Origin of the sequence: Halosimplex rubrum, assembly GCF_013415885.1 — an archaeon.
Lineage (GTDB): Archaea > Halobacteriota > Halobacteria > Halobacteriales > Haloarculaceae > Halosimplex > Halosimplex rubrum.
On the sequence record NZ_CP058910.1, the window covers coordinates 1,044,602 to 1,064,589 of the forward strand.

Below are 19,988 nucleotides of genomic sequence, written 5' to 3' on the forward strand. Positions count from 1 at the left end.
TACGCGATGACAGACCAGTCGGTAGTATGCAAGCCGTCGTACTGGCCGCCGGTGAGGGGACGCGGCTGCGTCCGCTGACCGAGGACAAGCCCAAGGGGATGGTCGAGGTCGCGGGCAAGCCGATCCTGACGCACTGTTTCGAGCAGCTGGTCGAACTCGGCGCCGACGAGTTGCTGGTCGTCGTCGGCTACAAGAAACAGGCCATCATCGACCACTACGAGGACGAGTTCGAGGGCGTGCCGATCACCTACGCCCACCAGCGCGAGCAGAAGGGCCTGGCTCACGCCCTGCTCACCGTCGAGGACCATATCGACGACGACTTCATGCTGATGCTGGGCGACAACATCTTCCAGGCCAACCTCGAAGACGTGGTCAATCGCCAGGCCGAGTCCCGCGCCGATGCGGCCTTCCTCGTCGAAGAGGTTCCCTGGGAAGAAGCGAGCCGCTACGGCGTCTGCGACACCAACAAGTACGGCGAGATCACCGACGTGATCGAGAAGCCCGACGACCCGCCCTCCAATCTCGTGATGACCGGCTTCTACACGTTCACCCCCGAGATCCTCCACGCCTGCCACCTCGTCCAGCCCTCCAATCGCGGCGAGTACGAGATCTCCGACGCGATCGATCTCTTGATCCACTCCGGGCGGACCATTGACGCCATCCGCATGGACGGCTGGCGCACCGACGTGGGCTATCCCGAGGACCGCGAGTCCGCCGAACAGCGACTCGAAGAGGCGGGGGCCGTCGAGACGGACGACGACGCCGAGTCGGCCGACGCCACTGCAGAGTGAGGGCGACGTGACCGACAGCGTGCCGATGGGTTTTTCTCCCGTCGAGTGAGCGATACGACAATGCGAGTCCTCGTCACCGGTGGCGCCGGCTTCATCGGCGGCCACCTCGCCGAAGCGTTCGCTCGCGACGGTCACGACGTGGTCGTCCTCGACAACTTCGACCCGTACTACGACACGCGGATCAAGGAACACAACGTCGAGGTCGGCCGCGCGGCGGCCGACGACGGCGACGGCAGCTACGACTTGGTCGAAGGCGACGTGCGCGACGCCGACCTCGTCGCCGACCTCGTCGCCGACGCCGACTACGTCTACCATCAGGCCGCCCAGGCCGGCGTCCGCACGGATTACAGCCCTCGCAAGTACGACGAGGTCAACGTCGACGGCACGCTCAACGTCCTGGACGCCGCCCGCGACCACGACATCGAACGGCTTGTGTTCGCGAGCAGTTCGTCGGTGTACGGCAAGCCCCGTTACCTGCCCTACGACGAGGACCACCTCACGACACCGATCAGCCCCTACGGCGCCTCGAAGCTGGCCGGCGAGCGCTACGCGATGGTGTACGCCGAGCGCTACGGCGTCCCCGCGGTCGCGCTGCGCTACTTCACGGTGTACGGCCCGCGGATGCGGCCGAACATGGCCGTCTCGAACTTCGTCTCGCGCTGTCTCGACGGCGAGCCGCCGGTCGTCTACGGCGACGGCTCCCAGACCCGCGACATGACCTACGTCGCGGACATCTTGAGTGCGAACCGGGCCCTGCTCGACACGGACGCCGCCGACGGCGAAGTGATGAACGTCGGCAGCACGGACAACATCGACATCGAGACGCTCGCGACGGAGATCCGCGACCAGCTGGCGCCCGAACTAGAGATCGAATACGCCGACGCCTACGAGGTCGACGCCGACCACAGCCACGCCGACGTGTCCAAGGCCAGCGAGCTGATCGGCTACGAGCCGACCTACACTATCCGCGAGGGCGTCGAAGCGTTCGTCGAGTGGTACCGCGACAATCGCGGGTGGTACGAACCCCTCGTCCGAAACTCCTGAGCGAACGATATCGGGCAGCCGAACGGCGGCCGCGCGGCCGGGACATGGTCGACCAGGCCGGTGTTCGAACGCCGACACGTAGATTTATGACGGATAGCCGGGTAGCAACGAACGCACCTGCATGTGTTCCGTCACCGAACAGTCGCAGACGTCGATACGACCCGGGGACAACGTGCTCGTCTGCTGCCCGTCGTTCACGGGCGCGGAGCCGCGAGCCTGTCTGGATCTGCTGACGCCCGACGGGTCGACCGACGTACACGCGCTCTCGGTGCTTTTCACCCAGTCTCCCGGGGACCACGTCGACGCCTGGCAGCGGATCGCCGGCGCCTACCCGACCCGGATGCGGATCGTCGCCGTCGACGCCGACGCCCGCTCGGACCGGACGGACGAGACGGCCGGCCCCGACGCCGACCGGTCGGTCGAACGGGTCGGGTCCCCACACAACCTGACGCGCCTCGGGATCCGGGTCGCCGACTGCCTCGACGAGTGGGACGGGTCCGCCGAGACGGTCGTCGTCTGTTTCCAGTCGCTCACGACGCTGTTGCAGTACGTCGACGTCGAGAGCGCGGTCGAGTTTCTCGACGTGGTGACCGAGCGGTGCGCGGCGACCGACGCCGTCGCCCACTACCACCTCGACCCGGAGGCTCACGACGACGAGACCATCGACCGGCTGAGCGAGCTGTTCGAGACGACCCTCCGCTTCGACGACGGCGAGTGGACCGTCCGGGCCGGCGGCGAGGAGTGAACGCGCCTCGGTAGGTCGGTACGGACCGACGGCGGCTACGCGGTCGTCCGACGGGTGAACGGCCGCTTCGGGAGATCTCGAGCGGGTTTCGGTGCCGAACCGAGGACCTTCGGCGCCCGCGACCGCGGTCCCGCGGTGTTCGACAGCAAGATATATTGCCGGAACCGCGGTGGGTCGGACAACGACGGTTCGCTCCCGATGAACTACGCACGGGCGCTCGTCACCCGGTGGTCGGCCCGCGACCAGTTCGCGGTGCTGGTGGTCGCCGTCGCGACGGCGTTCCTCGTCGGGGCGGTGCTCGTGTTGCTCGGCGTCGCCGGGCAGACGACTGCGATCGCGGGCGAACACGGCGCCGAGACGGCGGTCACGCTGACGAACGATCCGGGTGCCGTCACGGGCGAACGAGCGGCCTTCCCGCTGGCGACCGTCACGGTCGACGGTGAACGGCGGACGGTCGTCGGAGTGCCTGCCGGCGGGACCGACGCCGGCTCGACTTCCACCAGCGGGACCGACGCCGGCTCGACCTCCACCGGCGGGACCGCCGACGCTCCTCCCCTCGCCGGCGGGATCGACGGCGTTTCGGCCCCCGACGGCGTCGCCGGCCCGGTGTCGGGCGAGCGGGTCACGCTCGTCGGTGACCGGGCCGCGGTCGACCGGCGGGTCGACCACCGCGCGGGGGCGGACGTGTTCCCCGACTCGTGGCTGGTCACCGACGCGGCGACGGTGAGGGAGGTGGGCGCCGACCGGGCGCTTCGCTCGCGACCGGCGGCGTCGCCGGTTCCCGGCGAGGGGGCGCCGCTGACCGGGGCCCTCGCGTTCTTCCTCGCGGGCACCCGACAGATGCTCGGCGTCCTCGCGGTGGTCTGTCTGAGCGCCGCGGTCCTCGTCGGCGTCGTCGTGTTCAGCGTCACGCGGATGACGGTCCGCGACCGTCGCGAGGCGCTCGTCGTCCTCCGGGCGACCGGCGCCACCCCGCGACGTATCGGGCTCGTCGTCGCCGCCCGGGCGGGACTGCTCACGTCGGCCGGCGTCGCGCTCGGCTACGCGGTCGGCGTCGTCGTCCCGAACGCGGTGACCGCCGGCGCGGTGACGCTGGGGCTCCCCGTGGGCCTCCCGCTCGGGATCACCCGGCGGAGCGCGCCGCTCGTCGCCGGCGTCTGCGCGACGTTCGTCGTCGTCGGCGTCGCCGCCGGCGCGCTCGCCGCGCGGTCGGTCACGCGAGGTGCGCCGCTCGACCCGCCGCCCGGCCCGGCCGAGTGGCTGCCGTCGCTCCCCGGCGGGCCGCTCGCCCCCGACTGGCTCTCGGAGCGACTCGATGCCCTGTCGGAGCGGCTCGACGGCCCGTCGAGGTGGCTCCGCGGCCCGTCGCTGCTGCCGGCCGGGGCGGCCGTGCCGACGACGGCCACCCTCGCCGTGTTCGTCACGTTCGTCCTCGTCGTCGTCGCGCTCGTCGGCGTCGTCGGCGGCGTCGGCGCCACCGGGGACCAGGGAGGTGCGACGATCGTCGCACCGGACGCGCTCCACCCCGTCGACAGCCGCGTCCCGGCCGGCTACGCCGACGTGCTCCGGCGGTCGGGGACGCCCGCCAGCGCCGAGATCCTCCTCTTTCTGGTCCACGACGGCCGACCGTTCCCCGCCCGCGGGGCGTCGTTCGAGGCGTATCGCTCCGTCTCGGACGCTCGCATCGTCTCGGGGCGCCCGCCGAACGGGACCGACGAAGCGGTCGTCGGCGCGGACCTCGCCGGGACGCTCGGCGTCGAACCGGGCGAGACGCTCGCGCTCGGCGGGAGCACGAGACGCGCCGTCGCGACCGTCGAGGTCGTCGGCGCGTTCGAGGCGAGCGGTGCGGCCGACGACCACCTGCTCGTCGCCCCCTCGCTCGCCCGCCACCTGTCGGACGTGTACCCGGGGTACGCGAACCTGATCCGACTCGGCGAGCCCGCCGCGAACGAGTCGAGCGACGGGGTCGTCGTCCTCGGCGCGACGACGCCCGACCGGGTGGCCCGGGGCGAGACGGTCGAGGTCGGGGTCCACCTCCGGAACGTCGGCGCCGAGCGGGCGACGCGGACGGTCCGCGTGCGATTCGGCGACCGGACCCGACGGGTCGAGGCGTCGCTCGACCCGGACGAGCGACGGACGGTCGTCGCCGAGTTCGACGCGACGGGCGAGGGCGTCCGGGCGGTGACCGTCGGGTCGACGACGCGGCGAGTTCGCGTCCTCGCACCGGAGACGCTCGCGCTCCCGCCGCTGCCCGACGAGGCCCCGCCGAACGCCAGCCTGCGCCTCCCGGTCCGGACGCTGGCCGGCGAGGCGGTCGCGAACGCGACCGTGACGGTCGGGGGGCGGACGGCGCGCACCGACGAATCCGGAGCGGTGCGGCTCCGCCTGCCGGCGACGCCCGGGACCTACGCGATACGGGCGAGCGCCGGCGACCGGACCGCGACCGGCCGGATCCGGACGGTGGCCGGCGCGCCCCGCACTCCGGGGGTCCGGTTCGTGGTGCCCGACGAGACCGGTGCGCTGACCGACCCGACGGTCCGACTGCGGCTGACGAACCCCTGGGCGACCGCGCTCGAACGGACCGCGACGATCGCTGGCCCGGGGGTCGAGGTGACCGAATCGGTTCGGATCCCGGCCGGGGGCGAACTGACGCGGACGGCGACGCTCGACCCCAGGCCGCCCGGGACCTACACCGTCCGGGCGACGGCGGGCGAGGCCGTCGTCGAGCGGTCGTATCGAGTGGCCGGCGACGACCGACTGGCCAGCGCGCTCGCGTCCAGCGGGCGCGTCTCGGGCGCGACCGGCACGAGCGGGCTCCTGTCGCGCGTCTTCGGCAACCTCTGGCTGGTGCTGGCGACGCTGGTCGGCCTCGGCGCGGTGATGACGACCGGGAGCACGGTCGCGGCGTTCGCGGACGCCGTCCAGGCCCGACGGAGCGATATCGGCGTCCACCGGGCCGTCGGCGCGAGCCCCCGGCGGGTCGCCCGGCTGGTGCTCGGCGACGCCGTTCGCATCGGCGTGCCGGCCACCCTCGCGAGCGTCGCGCTCGCCGGAGTGGCGCTGTGGGTCCTCGCCCGTGCCGGGGCGTTCACCGTGTTCGGCGTCCGCGTGGCGGCTGCGCTCCCGGTGGCCGTCGTCGGACCGCTCGCGCTGGGGTCGCTGGCGCTCGCGCTCGCCAGCGCGGGCGCCGTCGCCTGGTGGTACAGCTCGGTCGACCCGTCGCGGCTGTTCGGAGGGGGGTCGTGACCGACCGTCGCTTCGACGTCGCGCTCGTCGCGGCCGTCGTCGCGGTCGGGATCGCGACCCGGCTGTCGTCGCTCACCCTCTCGCCGCTGCCGTACAACACGGACGCGTTCGTGTTCGTCAGCTCCGCCGAGCAGGTCCTCGCGGCCGACGGCGTGGCGCTGACCGGCTCGGCCGCCCCGGCGCCCGACGCGTACCTGTTCGTGACGCTGATCGCGGCGACCAGCGCGGTCGTCGGGCTCGAACCGATGGCGGTCGTCCAGCCGCTGGTCGCCTGCCTTGGGGTCGTCCCGTCGCTCGTCGCGATGGCGTACGCCCGGTCGCTCACCGCCGACCTCCCGCGCGCCCACCGGCGAGGGGCCGCGGCGTTCGCCGGCCTCGTCCTCGCGGTGAACGGACCGTACCTGTTCCGGACCATGTCGGTCAACGCCGAGGTGTACGGCCTGGCGCTGCTGGCCTGCTTCGTCCTCGCGCTCCATCGAGCGCTCGCCACCGGTCGGCGTCGCTGGCTCGGCGCGACCGTCGCGCTCGGGTTGCTGTTTCCGTTCGCCCACAACCTCTCGACCGTCGTGGCCGGACTCGTCGCCACGACCCTGGTCGCGCTCGGCGTCGCCCGCCGGTTCACCCTCGGCCGAGCGGTCGGCGGGGTCGTCGGCGTCGCCGGGTTCTGGCTGTTCGCGCTGGGCTACTACGAACTCGTCGACCTGCCGCGGGCGAGCGCCGTCTCTGGCTCGATCGGGCTCTTTCTCGCCTGGGCGATCCTTGCGGTCGCGCTGGCGCGGTGGCTCGACGTCGCTCCCCGGCGCGTCCAGCGGGGGTTCCCGCTGGCCGTCTGCGTCGCCGGTATCGCCGTCCTCGCGGTCAACGCGGCCGTCTCGATATTCCCCGGAGAGGCGACTACTCCGCCGCTGCTGGTCGCGCTCACGCTGCCGCTGTTGCTGGTGGTCGTCGTCGCCGCCGGCGGGTTCCCGCGGCTGGCGAGCGAGCGCGGACTGGGGATGTTCGCGGCGCTGGTCGGTCCGCTCGCCGCGATGGGCTTCGCGCTCACCGGCGGGCGGACGCCGGCGTACCTCGATCTGTTCGTCCGGTCGACGACGTTCCTCCACCTCGCGCTCGCCGTCGCGACGGCGGTGGCCCTGGCGTACTACGGCGCCCGCCGGCCGGCCCGCGGGCGGGTCGCGGCGGTCGCCGTCGTGGCGGCCGTGCTCGTCTCCGCGCCGTACCCCTTCGCCGGGCTAGCGGCGTTCCCGTTCGAACCCGTGACCCAACCCGACGAGTTCGACGCCGCGACGTTCGCGACGGAGCGCGTCGACGGCGGGTGGGCGACCGACGACCACCTCGCGTACGTCGCGTACAACTACCGCGGCGCCGCGGTCACCGACGCTCCGACCGCCGCGTGGCTCCGCGGCGCGGCGCCGCCTCCCGACTGCCCGACGCTCGCCCGAGGCTCGTGGACGACCGTCGGCGCGCCGACCGGCACCGGACCGGTACCCGTATCAGCGGGCGGGTACGACGAGTGGCTCGTGACGGGAGATGTCGTCTACGCCGGCGGCGCAGACTCGCCGATCGTCGTCCGGTGGGGCCCCGACGAGTGTCGGCCGATCGGCTCGGGGGTGGCGCCGTGAGCGACGACCCCGTCCTCGCGGCCCGCGACGTGTCGGTCGTCCGCGGCGACAGGCGGGTGCTCGACGGGCTCTCGGTCGAGATCCCCGACGACGCCCGGGTGCTCGTCCGCGGCGAGAGCGGCGCCGGGAAGTCGACGCTGTTCGAGGTGCTCGGCCTGCTGACGACGCCCGACTCCGGGGCGGTGGAGGTCCGGGGCACCGACGCCGCGGCCGTCTCCGAGCGCGAGCGGGCGGCGCTGCGCCGGGACCACCTCGGGTTCGTGTTCCAGTCGTTCCGGCTCGTCGACGACCTCACGGCCTACGAGAACGCGCGGGCGCCCCAGGAACACGCCGGCGACGTCGACGAGGCGTGGCTCGACACGCTGTTCGACCGCCTCGACATCGCCGACCTGGCCGACCGGACGCCGCCGACGCTGTCGGGCGGCGAGCGCCAGCGGGTCGCCATCGCCCGCGCGCTGGCCAACCGGCCGAGCGTCGTCCTCGCCGACGAGCCCACGGGCCAGCTCGACCCCGAGACGACCGACGCCGTGCTGGAGACGCTGTTCTCGGTCCACGAGACGTTCGACACCGCGCTCGTCGTCGTGAGCCACGACCCCCGGCTCGGCGAGCGGTTCCCCGACCGCTACGCGCTCGGAGACGGCGGGCTCCGGGCGGAGTGACTGCGCCGTCGGGCGAGCGCATCAGGCCCCTCGCCGCGAGGGGTCGGGCCGCTCCGCAGAACCGAAGCGGAACCGGTTACGGTGGCGCGCTGTCGTCTCGGACTCGCTCGCGGTTCCGACGGGCCCTCAGAGCTTGCAGTCTCCCGCGGTCGAGACGACCGCTAGCGAGCGAGTCGATGACAGCCGCCATCTGCCGCGGGGTGCCGGGTCCCCGACGGCTCCGAAAGCCACGCAAAACGCTCTCACCGACGACCGCCGTCGCTCACACGAAGGCGTTCTGGTGGGGCGAGTAGCGGACGAACGCCGCCACCGCGACCAGCACGACGCAGCCGGCGTACAGGCCGTATGGGACCCCACCGAGCGACGTTCTCGACCGGAGCAGGTCCTCCGCGAACTCCGTCGACCGGGCGACGGCGTAGCCCGCCAGAACGGCCGCCGGGACGACGCTCCCCTGCACGTAGTGGATCCACGTCGACGAGGTCGCGACCGTGAACAGGGCGATCGGGGCGGCCAGCCACCAGCAGAGGACGAGTCCGGGGCGGCGATCGGCCGCGTCCACACTCGACGCGGGATCGGCGTCCGCGTCCGCGCGGTCGGCCCGGACCGCGAGGGCGGCGCCGACCGCCGTCAGCGGGAGGAGCGGGCCGAGATACGACGGGAACTGCAGGGCGTAGAAGGGGTTGAACGGACCGACCATCGTGCCCAGCTCCCCGTGGAGCGGCGCGTGGTCGGTCCCGAGGCGGCCGACCGCCTGTTCGGCGACCATCTGGCGGAGGTACGTCTCCGGCCGGGACAGGTAGGCGAACAGGTTCCAGGGGAGGACGACCGCCAGGCCGGCCGCGGCGCCCTTTGCGAGGTCGACGACGCGGTCGCGGGAGACGAGGCCGACCAGCAGGGGGAGCGCGACGACGAGGAACACGCCGGCCGCGGCCTGTTTCGACAGGGCGGCGAGGCCGCCCGCGACGCCGGCGTAGACGAGGTATCGGGAGTCGGTGCGGGCGCGCCAGAGCCACCAGACGAACAGCGTGCCGAACAGCGTGAGGAAGATGTCGGTCGTCGCCGTCCGACCGCCGTTGCCGTACCAGTAGATCGCCGGCGTCGCCAGGAAGGCCAGCGCCGCCGCGAAGCCGGCCCGCCGCCCGTACCAACGGGACCCGATCCGGTGGACGACCACCGCGCAGGCCAGCGACACGACGACCGAGGGGAGCCGGACCGCGAACGGAGTCGCGCCCAGGACCTCGACGCTGAGAGCCTGCAGCCAGAAGACCAGCGGCGGCTTCTCCAGGAAGACCGCCCCCGCGATGATGTCGGCCTCCCCCGTGTATCGCGGGACGAGCCAGTGGCCGCCGACCGCCATCTGCCGGGCGACGTCGAAGTAGATTCGCTCGTCGAGCGTCGTCGCGAACGACCCCAGCCCGGGGAGATAGCCGACGGCGCCGACCACGAGGATCGCGAGCACCTCCCAGCACTCGTGGACCACCTCGGGCCGGCGGAGGGACTTCATACGGAAGCGCCGGCACGGCCCGTAGTAAAGCGTGCGGATCCGCACCGTTTCCGTCGCATCGTCGCCGCGCGGTCACCGGGTCACCGACGGATCGCCGGGCGCTGTCCCGGACGTTCGGGCGTCCCACCTCGGCGACCGGACCGATCTCGAACGAGACCGTCCGACCGTCCCGCGGAACGCAACCCATTTGCCCCCGCGCCGACAGCCGGACACCTGATGACCCGGCGCTCGGCGCTCCCGGCGGTCCGGCGGTCGCCCGCGGATCTGGTGGCCGTCGCCGCGCTGACGCTGGCGACGGCCCTCGTCGCGCTGGTCCCGGGGTCGGACGGAACGCCGTTGCGGGTCCTCCTCGGCCTCCCGTTCGTCCTCCTGGCCCCCGGGTACGCGCTCGTCGCGGCGGCGTTCCCCGCCGCTCGGCGCGAGCGGGCGACGACCGGCGGGCGGGACCGCCGCGGCCTCGACGGCCCGGAACGGCTCGCGCTCGCCGTCGGCGCCAGCGTCGCCCTCGTTCCGCTGGTCGGACTCGCACTGAGCGTCGCCGCGGTCGGGATCAGCCCCGTCCCGGTCGTCCTCTCGCTGAGCGCGGTCGCGCTCGGGGCGACCGCGGCGGGGGCGCGACGGCGCTCGGCGGTCCCGGTCGACGAGCGACCGGTCGGGTCGGTCGCCGACTGCGTCCGGGCGGCGCGGGCTCGGCTCGCCGGTCGGAGCGGCCGGTCGGGCGGGGCGGGCGACTCCGACGACCGGTCCGACGGGCCGTCCGACTCGGGGAGGCGCCCGGTCGCGACGCTCGACGTGGCCCTCGTCGCGGTCCTCGCGCTGGCGGTGACGGGCGGGGGGTACGCGGTCCTCGGACCGACCGGAGGCGGCGACTACACCGAACTGTCCCTCCTGACCGAGACCGAGTCGGGCGAACTCGTCGCGGACGACTACCCGCGGAACGCCACCGTGGGCGACGCCGAGCGGTTGACGCTCGGGGTCGGGAACCGCGAGGGCGAGCCGGTCGACTACACGGTCGTCGTCGAACTGCAGCGCGTCGCGTCGGGGGCCGACGGCGGCGCCCGGACCGTCGCGAACGCCACGGCTACGCCGGGCGCGGCGGGCGGCCTGACGGTGCTGGAGGAGGCCGAGCTCCGGCGGTTCTCCCCGCGGGTCGAGGCGGGCGAGACGCGGCTGGAACCGCACGCCGTGACGCCGACGCTGGCCGGCGAGCGCGTCCGGCTCGTCTACCTTCTGTACGTCGGCGAGGCGCCCGCCGACCCCTCGACGGCGAACGCCCACCGGGCCGTGTGGCTGTGGCTCTCCGTCTCGGAGTGAGCCGCCCGTTCGGCGCGGCGGGCGCGGGTCGCTCGCGGCGGCCCGTCCCGACGGTCAGCGCGGGTCCGGCTCCTCGCCCGACGCGGCCGCGTGCTCGCGCAGGTGACCGGCCGCCATCGACCACTTCTGAAGGCAGGCGATCAGGTACCAGCCGGCGGTCTCGGCGGGGTCGGCCGCGGCGTCGGCCAGCCGCGTCCGAAACGCGAGGGGGTTCACCGGGAGGAACTGCCGGAGCTCCAGCGGGTGGCGCACGTCGAAGCGGTCGCCGTGAGACGCCCGGAGCTCGGCGCGACCGCGTCCGATACGCGCGCTCTGGGAGAGCACGTCGCCGAGCGTCGACCGGGCGGGGTGGTACACCGTCACGTCGGGCGCGTAGTCGAGGTCGAACCCCGCCGCGTCCACGCGGCGGCCGAACTCCAGGTCGCCGTTCGACCGGAGTCGACCGTCGAAGCGGCCGACGGCGTCGAACACTCGCCGGCGAGTCACGAGACAGCAGGTCGGTGCGAACCGCTTCTCGCGGACGTACGTCTCCACGTCGAAGCCCGTCGCGCGCCGGTAGCGGGCGACGGTGCCGTCGTCGGCGACGAGTTCGACGCGACAGCCCGCGTAGTCGCGGTCGCGCTCGGTCATCAGCCGGGTTATCGACTCGACGTAGTCCGGATCGACCCACATGTCGGCGTCGAGGAAGCCGACGATATCGCCGTCGGCGGCTTCGACGCCGGCGTTGCGCGCGGCGTAGGAACTCTGGACCTCGTCCTCGACGACGTGACGGACCCGCTCGCGCTCGGCGAACCGCCGGGCGACCGCCGGCGTCCCGTCGGTCGACCCGTTGTCCGCGACGACGACCTCGTAGTCGGCGGCCGTCTGGTCGGTGAGCGACGCGAGCGTCTGCTCCAGCCCGCCGGGGTCGTTGTACACCGGCACGACGACGCTCGTCGCCGGGCTCACGCCCGGGTCACCGCCCTGCGAACGTGGTACGGCCGGGACCGAACCGCCTCCATGGTCCCGTCTTCGAGACCCGGGCGCTATCAACGCCCCGGTTCCGGCAGTTTTCCTTTGGCTGGCCTAAACAACGGCGTTCTGGCCCTTATTCGGCAGATGTGTGGAGATGAGTGGATTTATCCGCTCGAACGAGAACCGTCGTTGTACGAACGATCTCTCGGCACCCACAATGACAGATCCCGACACGCCGACCGCGTCCCGCGGCGAGAAGCTCGAGGCCCTGCGCAGCGTGCTCGACTACGACCCGCGGCTCACGGGACTGATCGTCGGCGTCGGCATGGTCGCGGCCGTGCTGGAGGGGGTCGGGCTGAGCTTCATCCTCCCGATCATCGAGCTGGTCCAGTCGGGCGGCGGGTCGCTCGAGGGCGACGGCGCCGCCGGGCTCTTCGCGACGGCCTACCGCGCGCTGAACGTGCCGCTGACGCTGGCGACGGCCGTCGTCGGCGTCGCGGTCGTGATGACCGTCCGCTTCGCGGCGAGTTTCCTCGTCGCGTGGCTCCGCGAGCGGCTCCGGATGGCCTACATCGAGCACCTCCAGACCGAGGCGTTCGCGAACGCCTTCCGCGCGGAGATCTCCTATCTCGACGAGACGGGCTCGGACGACGTGCTCAACGCGATCATCACCCAGACCTACCACGCGGGCCAGGTGATCCGCCGGCTCGTCCTGTTCATCGAGCAGACGTTCCTCGGCGCCGTCTACGGGCTCATCGCGCTGTTCATCTCGCCGCGACTCACGCTGCTGACCGCCGCGGTCCTCGGCGGCGTGACGCTGCTGTTGCGCGGATTCGTCGAGCCGGACGACGACCTCGGCGACCGCGTCGCCGACGCCAACGAGCGACGACAGGCCGCCGCCCAGGCCGGCACCCAGGGGATGCGCGAGAGCCGGATCTTCGGGCTCACCGACGAGCTGTACGGCGACTTCGTCGACGCCGTCGAGCAGTACACGAGCGCCCGCGTCGAGCTCCGTCGCAACCAGGCCGCGATCAACAACGCCTACCAGCTGACCGTGGCGGTGTCGGTGTTCGTGCTCGTCTACGTCTCGCTGACCTACGTCGAGCTGACGCTGAGCTCGCTGGGCCTGTTCCTGTTCGCCATGTTTCGGCTCGGGCCGAAGGCCAGCCGGGCCAACGAGCTGTACTACCGGATCGGCCAGGACCTGCCCCACCTGGTGCGGACCCGCAACTTCACGCGGGAGCTGGCCGACAACGCCGAGCCCGGGCGGGCCCGCCGCGAGGTCCCCGACCGGGTCGAGTCGGTCACCCTCGACGACGTGACCTTCTCCTACGACGGGGAGACGACCGTCCTCGACGGGATCGACCTCTCGGTCGAGCGCGGCGAGTTCGTGGCCTTCGTCGGCCAGTCGGGCGCCGGCAAGTCGACGGTGGTGTCGCTGCTCGCGCGCATGCACGAACCGACCGACGGCGAGATCCGCGCCGACGGCGTCCCCATCGGCGAGATGGACGTCGCCGGCTGGCGCGACCGCGTCGCGGTCGTCGGTCAGGACCCCTACGTCTTCGACGACACCCTCCGGTACAACCTCACGATCGCCGACCGGGAGGCCTCTCGCGAGGAACTCGAGCGGGTCTGTGCGATCGCCCGCGTCGACGAGTTCCTCGACGACCTCCCGAACGGGCTGGACACCCGCGTCGGCGACGACGGCGTCCGGCTCTCGGGCGGACAGAAACAGCGCGTCGCCATCGCCCGCGCGCTGCTGGACGACGCCGACGTGCTGTGTCTCGACGAGGCGACGAGCGACCTGGACGCGAACCTCGAACGGGAGGTCCAGCGCGGCATCGAGGGGATGGACCGGGAGTACATCACCGTCACCGTCGCCCACCGGCTGTCGACCGTCGAGAACGCCGACCGCATCTACACCCTGGACGAGGGCCGGATCTCCGAGGTCGGCGGCCACGACGAACTGCTGGAGCGCGACGGGGAGTACGCCGACCTCTACGCGATGCAGCGGCGGTGACCGCGACCGGACCGGCCGAGACGGCGCGCCTGACCGTCGCCCCTCGTCGCCGTCCCCATTCCGTCACCGAACATAACAACATTTTAGGTCGGCCAAAAACCATCTCGATCCATGCACGAGGACCGGAGCGGCGAGGGCGAGGGTGGCCACCGGAGACCGGCGAGCGGCCGCCGGACGACGCCGGGTCGACGGCGGTTCCTGAAAACGGTCGGTTCGACGGCGGGTCTGCTCGCGCTCGCGGGGTGCGGGAGCGACGGGAGCGGCGGTGGCGGGACCGCCACGCCCGCGCCGGGCTCGACCGACGACGGGACGGCCACGTCGGCCGGGACGGTCCCGGAGCCGCGGACCTACGCGGCCGACGAACTCTACAACATCGAGGAGTGGCGCGGGTCGGGCCCGCTGATCGAGAACCGGCCCGACGAGTACACGGGCATCTCGATGCTCGACCTGCCCGACCTGCGGGGCGAGCTGACGGTGTATCTCGGCGGCGGCGAGGGCGGCCTCTACGAGAACCTCATGTGGCGGATCCAGAACACCTACCGGGATTTCACCGTCACCCCCCGCAAGGCGTCCTCGTCGCAGCTCGCCAACACCATCATCGAGGAGGCGACCGCGGGGTCGAGCCCGGCGGACGTCTTCTGGGCCATCGACGCGGGGTCGATCGGCATCGTCGCGGAGAACGACGCGACCGTCGAGCTGCCCGAACGCGTCGTCCGGAGTATCCCGGACACGTTCCACCCCACCGACCAGTGGGTCGGGACCATGGGTCGCGCCCGCAGTGTCCCGTACAACACCGACGAGTTCTCGGCCGAGGACATCCCGAACGATATCTCGGCGTTCCCCGACGACGACCGCTTCGGGGACGCGATGGGGTGGGCGCCGACCTACGGCGCCTTCCAGTCGTTCGTCACCGCGATGCGGCTGCTCGAAGGCGAGGACGCGACGCGGCAGTGGCTCGAGGGGATGCAGGAACAGAACACCGGCACGTACGACAACGAGCTGGTGGTCGCCAACCAGGTCGCCAGCGGCGAGCTCGGCGCCGGCTTCGGGAACCACTACTACTCGCGGCTCGTCCGCGAGGAGCGGCCCGACGCCCCGCTGGAGCTGGCGTTCACGCAGGGCGACGCCGGCGCGCTCATCAACTGCTCGGGCACGGAGATCGTCAAGGGCACGGACAACGAGGAGCTGGCCGCCGACTTCATCCACCACCTGCTCAGCATCGAGGCCCAGGAGTTCCTCGGGACGCGGGGCTACGAGTACCCGCTGTTGCCGAGCGTCCCGCCGGTCGGCGACCTGCCGCGCATCGACGAGCTGAACCCGCCGGACCTGAACCTGGCGAAGCTGTCGGACCTGGAACCGACGCTGCGACTGCTCCGCGAGACCGGCGTGCTGTAAGATGTCCGTCGTCGACCGGCTCGTCGACCCGCTCGACCGCGAGGAGACCGACGGCCGCCCGGTCGGACTGGCGTTGCTCAGCGCCGCGATCGCCGCCGCGGTGCTCTCGCCGCTCGCGTGGATCGTCGTGCGCGTCCTCCAGGTCGACACCGACTACGCGCTGTCGATCCTCGCCCGGCCGGCGACCGTCGAGATCCTGCTGACCAGCCTCGGACTCGTCGCCGCCGTCACGGGCTTCTCGATACTCCTGGGCGTCCCGCTGGCCTTCCTGACCGTCCGGACCGACCTCCCGTTCCGCCGGTTCTGGACGGTCGCCGTGGCGCTGCCGCTGGTCGTCCCGAGCTACCTCGGCGCCTTCACGTTCATCATGGCGTTCGGCCCCAGCGGCGAACTCGCCGACGTGCTCGCGCCCCTCGGGATCGCGTCGATCCCCTCGATCTACGGGTTCCCCGGCACGGCGCTCGTGCTCACGCTGTACACCTACCCCTACGTCTTCATCACGACCCGCGCGTCGCTGCTGTCGTTCGACCAGCAGCTCGTCGAGGCCGCCCGCACGCTGGGGATCTCCCGCTGGGCGGCGTTCAAGCGGGTGACGCTTCCGCAGCTCCTCCCTGGGATCACCTCCGGCGCCCTGCTGGTCGCGCTGTACGCCCTTTCGGACTTCGGAACGCCGGCGCTGTTGCGGCTGGACGTGTTCACCCGGGTCATCATGGTCGAGTTCAACACGTTCGGCCGCGAGACCGCCGCCCTGCTGTCGCTGCAGCTGCTGGCGATCACGGCGGTCATCCTCGCCATCGAGTCGCGGGTCGGCGACTCGACGCAGGGCGCCTACGTCGGGGCGAGCCCGAACCAGGGGAGCGACACGACGGTCTCGCTCGGCGCCTGGAAGCTCCCGGCGCTTCTGTTCTGTGCCGTCGTCGTCGCCCTCTGTCTCGTCGTCCCGATCGGCGTCTTGGTGCTGTGGCTGGTCCGCAGCCCCGAGACGGCCGCGCGGATCGGCACCGAGTTCCAGTGGGGCTTCGCGCTCAACTCGACGAAGGTGTCGCTGGCGACGGCGCTGGTCTGTGCCGTCGCGGCGGTCCCGGTCGCCTACTTCGCGGCGCGTCACCGATCGCGGCTGGCCGAGCTGTTCGACCGGGCGACCTACGTCGGCTACGCGATGCCGGGGATCGTCCTCGGGCTGGCGCTCGTGTTCTTCGGCGTCTGGTACCAGTCGGCCGCCGGCGGGCTCTCGACGGACCTCTTCGGTGCGGACTACTCGCCCCAGCTCTACCAGGCGCTGCCGCTGTTGATATTCGCCTACGTCGTCCGCTTTCTCCCCCAGTCGGTCGGCGCGACCCGGTCGTCGGTGCGCCGCGTCGACCGGAGCCTCACCGAGGCCGCCCGCACCCTCGGCCGCACCCGCTCGGCCGCGTTCCGCCGGATCACGCTCCCGCTCATCGCGCCCGGCGTGATCGGCGGCGCCGCGCTCGTGTTCCTCACGACGATGAAGGAGCTGCCGGCGACGCTGTTGCTCCACCCGACGGGCTTCGAGACACTCGTCACGTATATCTGGGGCCTCCGCGAAAGTGCCAACTACGGAGCGGTCGCCGTCCCCGCCCTCGCGCTGATCGTCGTCTCCGGCCTCTCGATGGTCGTCATCCTCTCACAGGAGGACTAACGCATGTCACGTGATATCCACCGGAACCCGGCCGCCACGCCCGCGACGTCGACCGCCCCCGACGCGACCGACGGACCGGTCGGCGAGCCCGTGCTCGAACTCGACGGCGTCGTCCGGTCGTACGCCTCCGAGACCGCGGTCGAGGAGCTGTCGCTGACCGTCGGCGACGGCGAAGTGCTCACGCTGCTCGGCCCGTCGGGCTGTGGCAAGACGACGACGCTGCGGCTGGTCGGCGGCCTCGAACACCCCGACGCCGGGTCCATCGAACTGCGCGAGACGCCGATCGCCGACGCCGACAACGGGACGGTCGTCCCGCCGGAGGAGCGCGGTATCGGGCTCGTCTTCCAGGACTTCGCGCTGTTCCCGCACATGACCGCCGCGGAGAACGTCGGCTTCGGCCTCGACGACTGGGACGAGGCCGACCGCCGCGAGCGCGTCGCCGACCTGCTCGAACTGGTCGACCTCGCCGACCACGGCGAGGACTACCCCGGCGAGCTCTCGGGCGGGCAGAAACAGCGCGTCGCGCTCGCCCGCTCGCTCGCGCCCGAACCGGACGTGTTGCTGCTGGACGAGCCGCTCAGCAACCTCGACGTGAGCCTCCGCGTCTCGATGCGCGAGGAGATCCGCCGGATCATCGACGAGACGGGCGTCACCGCCATCTGGGTCACCCACGACCAGGAGGAGGCGCTGTCGGTCGCCGACCGCGTCGGCATCATGAACGACGGCCGGCTCCGGCAGGTCGGCCGCCCGGAGCGGATCTTCGAGCGCCCCGCCTCGCGGTTCGTCGCCTCCTTCCTCGGCCGCACGGGCTTTCTCTCGGGTGAGCGCCAGGCGGACACGGTCGCGACCGACCTGGGTCGGATCGACGCCGACCGGATCGCCGACCTCGACGCCGTGCAGGGGGAGACGGTCGACGTCCTCGTCCGCCCGGACGACCTGCGGGCGACGCCGACGACCGAGGGAGAGGCCCACGGCCGGATCACGAGCCGGCAGTACCAGGGCCCCTCGTTCGTCTACCGCGTCGAGACGGCCGGCGGCGACACGGTCCACTGCCTCCAGAACCACACCGAGGTGTTCGACGTGGGGCAGCCGGTCGCCGTCGACCTCGTCGCCGACCACCCGCTGCAGTGGTTCCCCCGGGACTGACGGGCCGCCACCGCGGCACGGCTCTCAGGCGCGAACCGTCTCTTCGTCTTCGACGGCCTCGCTATCGCCGTCGAGCACGCGCCGCGTGAGCGGCATCTCGAGGACGCTGACCAGCCGGTACAGCTCCTCGGCCGCGTTCGTCTCGCCCGCGCGATGGCGGCGGTACGTCTCGCGGGCGGCTGCGGCGTCGACCCCCGGGAGCCGGCGGAGCAGGGCGTCGTTGCGGTCGAGGGCGCGACCGACGAAGTCGTCGGTCCGGACGACCTCGTTCTTGTCCTGCCAGGGCCCGTCGGTCCGGTAGTCGGCCCCGCCGAGCTTGTCGAGCTGGTTCACCACGCGGTTGCCGACCGCGTGGGCCGCCTTCGGGTACGTCAGGGGCACTCGCGTCCCGGCGTGGGGGATCGCGGCCAGCGAACCGTCGAGCCGGTCGATCGCCCGGTGGAGCGGGTCCGCTCGCAGGCGGTACCGCAGCGGCATCGAGCAGTGTAACTCCACCAGCCGGCGGTCGAGGAACGGGTTGCGCGTCGGCGCGATCTGCACCGCGCTGTAGAGGTCGAACCCGATCCCGTTCGTGATGGGGTACAGCGTCGAACTGAGGCCGAGCTGTTCGACCGACTCGTACTCGACGCCGTGGTAGTCGACCCGGCCGTCCCGCGACGCGATGTTGTCGGCGAGGATCTCGCCCAGCGGCGTCGCGTCGAGGAAGGCCGGCCGGCGCGTCGGCCCCGCTGTCACCTGGCCGTCGACGAACGCGGCGGTCGTCGACGGCAGCCGCTCGACGGGGAGCCAGAACCGGACGCCCGCCGGGAGGTCGAGCGTGGCCTGGGGGACGCTCCAGGAGCCGAAGAGGTCGTCGCTGTACAGCCCCGTCAGCAGCGTGTCGGCTTCGCCGCGGATCTCGTCGGCGAACCCGAGCGCGTGGCCCGTGTGGAACGGGCCGACGAACTCCTGGATCGGGCCCGCCCGGTCGAGCAAGTCGGCGTGATACGCCGGCCCGCGGTCCAGCCGGTGAAAGTCCGCACCGGCGGCGTCGGCCGACCGCTCGGCGACTCGCGCCTCCCGGGTGTCGCCGTCGCTCAGGTGGAAGGCCGAGAGCGGCCCCTCGGCGGCGGCCAGCACCGCTCGGGAGTCGCTGCCGCCGCTCAGCAGGAGGCCGTGGTCGCGGTCGTCGCTCGTCCGGTCGGCGACCGCCCGCTCGAAGCGCTCGGCGAGTTCGTCCACGAAATACGACAGCGGCTCGTCGACCGGCCGGTGTCGCGGCTCCCAGTAGGTCCGCCGTTCCGTGTCGCCGGTGTCGACGTCGTAGGTCAGCGTCGTCGCCGGCGGGAGCTGTCGGACCCCCTCGATGGGCGTCGTCGTGCCGAGCGTCCGCCGGCTGTAGACGTACTCGGCGAGCGCCCGCTCGTCGAACCGGGGCTCGAACCCGGGAACGACCGGGACCGTCTGGACGTTCGTCGAGACGGCGATACCGTCGCCGGCGACCGCGTAGTACAGCGGCCGCGCCCCGAGTCGGTCGAGGAAGAGCGTGACCGTCCCCGCGGCCGGCTCGTACACGAAGCCGGCGAACTCCCCGTCGAGCCGCTCGACGAACCTCAGCCCGCGTTTCGCGTACTCTCGCGCGCACGTGCGAGCGGACTCGTTCGGGTCGACGGTCGTCCGGTCGCCGTCGCCGTCGGTGACGCTGTACACCTCGCCCCACAGCCACACGAGCGCGCCGTCGGCGGTCTCGGCCGGCTGGTCGGTCGCCGTCCCCGCGTGGAACGCCGACCGGACCCGAACGTCCCGGTCGCGGTAGCCGTCGGTGACCTCGTCGTCGACCGTCGGCGGCACCGTCGCCACCTCGCAGCTGCCGGCGCCCGCGCCGAACACTCCGGAGAGCCCGACCATC

Annotated in this window: 14 protein-coding genes; 11 read left to right on the plus strand and 3 right to left on the minus strand. The window is 72.5% G+C overall.

Translation table 11 applies throughout. The annotated features are described in order from the left end of the window. Window positions 1–26 precede the first annotated feature (26 nt). The 6 genes from aglF to HZS55_RS05325 all read left to right on the plus strand — a co-directional run bounded on the left by aglF (window position 27) and on the right by HZS55_RS05325 (window position 8,107). Window positions 27–791: a UTP--glucose-1-phosphate uridylyltransferase AglF gene (aglF, locus tag HZS55_RS05300; RefSeq protein ID WP_179910689.1), complete on the plus strand. Its 765-nt coding sequence runs from the start codon at window positions 27–29 to the stop codon at window positions 789–791. Between the two features lie 60 nt (window positions 792–851). Beyond that, entirely contained in the window at window positions 852–1,835 is a 984-nt protein-coding gene (locus HZS55_RS05305) for an NAD-dependent epimerase/dehydratase family protein (protein ID WP_179910690.1), read from the plus strand. 121 nt (window positions 1,836–1,956) lie between these two features. Next, window positions 1,957–2,580 (plus strand): DUF7504 family protein, encoded by a 624-nt coding sequence (locus HZS55_RS05310; RefSeq protein ID WP_179910691.1) that lies wholly within the window; start codon window positions 1,957–1,959, stop codon window positions 2,578–2,580. A 198-nt stretch (window positions 2,581–2,778) separates the two neighbouring features. Continuing rightward, window positions 2,779–5,826 carry an ABC transporter permease gene (locus tag HZS55_RS05315; RefSeq protein WP_179910692.1) on the plus strand — a complete coding sequence of 1,016 codons (3,048 nt, stop codon included), beginning with the start codon at window positions 2,779–2,781 and terminating at the stop codon, window positions 5,824–5,826. Next, complete coding sequence (locus HZS55_RS05320) at window positions 5,823–7,448, plus strand: hypothetical protein (protein WP_179910693.1); 1,626 nt, start codon at window positions 5,823–5,825, stop codon at window positions 7,446–7,448. Before HZS55_RS05315 ends, HZS55_RS05320 begins: the two co-directional genes overlap by 4 nt. Further along, window positions 7,445–8,107, plus strand: a complete 663-nt coding sequence (locus HZS55_RS05325; RefSeq protein ID WP_179910694.1) for an ABC transporter ATP-binding protein — start codon at window positions 7,445–7,447, stop codon at window positions 8,105–8,107. Before HZS55_RS05320 ends, HZS55_RS05325 begins: the two co-directional genes overlap by 4 nt. A gap of 262 nt (window positions 8,108–8,369) precedes the next feature. Here HZS55_RS05325 and HZS55_RS05330 read toward each other — a convergent pair whose 3' ends face one another. Beyond that, window positions 8,370–9,611 (minus strand): ArnT family glycosyltransferase, encoded by a 1,242-nt coding sequence (locus HZS55_RS05330; protein ID WP_179910695.1) that lies wholly within the window; start codon window positions 9,609–9,611, stop codon window positions 8,370–8,372. 216 nt (window positions 9,612–9,827) lie between these two features. On the opposite strand from HZS55_RS05330, the gene HZS55_RS05335 reads away from it, so the two are divergent. Beyond that, the gene (locus tag HZS55_RS05335) at window positions 9,828–10,925 is read left to right on the plus strand and encodes a DUF1616 domain-containing protein (RefSeq protein ID WP_179910696.1); all 1,098 of its coding nucleotides are present in this window, start codon (window positions 9,828–9,830) and stop codon (window positions 10,923–10,925) included. Window positions 10,926–10,979: 54 nt separating this feature from the next. On the opposite strand, the gene HZS55_RS05340 is transcribed toward HZS55_RS05335, so the two are convergent. Continuing rightward, a complete protein-coding gene (locus HZS55_RS05340) occupies window positions 10,980–11,873 on the minus strand; it encodes a glycosyltransferase (protein WP_179910697.1) in 894 nt (297 codons plus the stop codon). Window positions 11,874–12,096: 223 nt separating this feature from the next. Here HZS55_RS05340 and HZS55_RS05345 point away from each other — a divergent pair, with 223 nt between their 5' ends. The 4 genes from HZS55_RS05345 to HZS55_RS05360 all read left to right on the plus strand — a co-directional run bounded on the left by HZS55_RS05345 (window position 12,097) and on the right by HZS55_RS05360 (window position 18,100). Next, window positions 12,097–13,899, plus strand: coding sequence for an ABC transporter ATP-binding protein (locus HZS55_RS05345; RefSeq protein WP_179910698.1), 1,803 nt, complete (start codon window positions 12,097–12,099; stop codon window positions 13,897–13,899). A gap of 111 nt (window positions 13,900–14,010) precedes the next feature. Then, window positions 14,011–15,294, plus strand: coding sequence for an extracellular solute-binding protein (locus HZS55_RS05350; RefSeq protein WP_179910699.1), 1,284 nt, complete (start codon window positions 14,011–14,013; stop codon window positions 15,292–15,294). Window position 15,295: 1 nt separating this feature from the next. Next, complete coding sequence (locus tag HZS55_RS05355) at window positions 15,296–16,954, plus strand: ABC transporter permease (protein WP_179910700.1); 1,659 nt, start codon at window positions 15,296–15,298, stop codon at window positions 16,952–16,954. Between the two features lie 3 nt (window positions 16,955–16,957). Further along, window positions 16,958–18,100: an ABC transporter ATP-binding protein gene (locus HZS55_RS05360; protein ID WP_179910701.1), complete on the plus strand. Its 1,143-nt coding sequence runs from the start codon at window positions 16,958–16,960 to the stop codon at window positions 18,098–18,100. Between the two features lie 24 nt (window positions 18,101–18,124). Here the strand turns inward: HZS55_RS05360 and HZS55_RS05365 are convergent, their stop codons facing one another. Continuing rightward, window positions 18,125–19,987 (minus strand): asparagine synthase-related protein, encoded by a 1,863-nt coding sequence (locus tag HZS55_RS05365; RefSeq protein WP_179910702.1) that lies wholly within the window; start codon window positions 19,985–19,987, stop codon window positions 18,125–18,127. Window position 19,988: the final 1 nt, after the last annotated feature.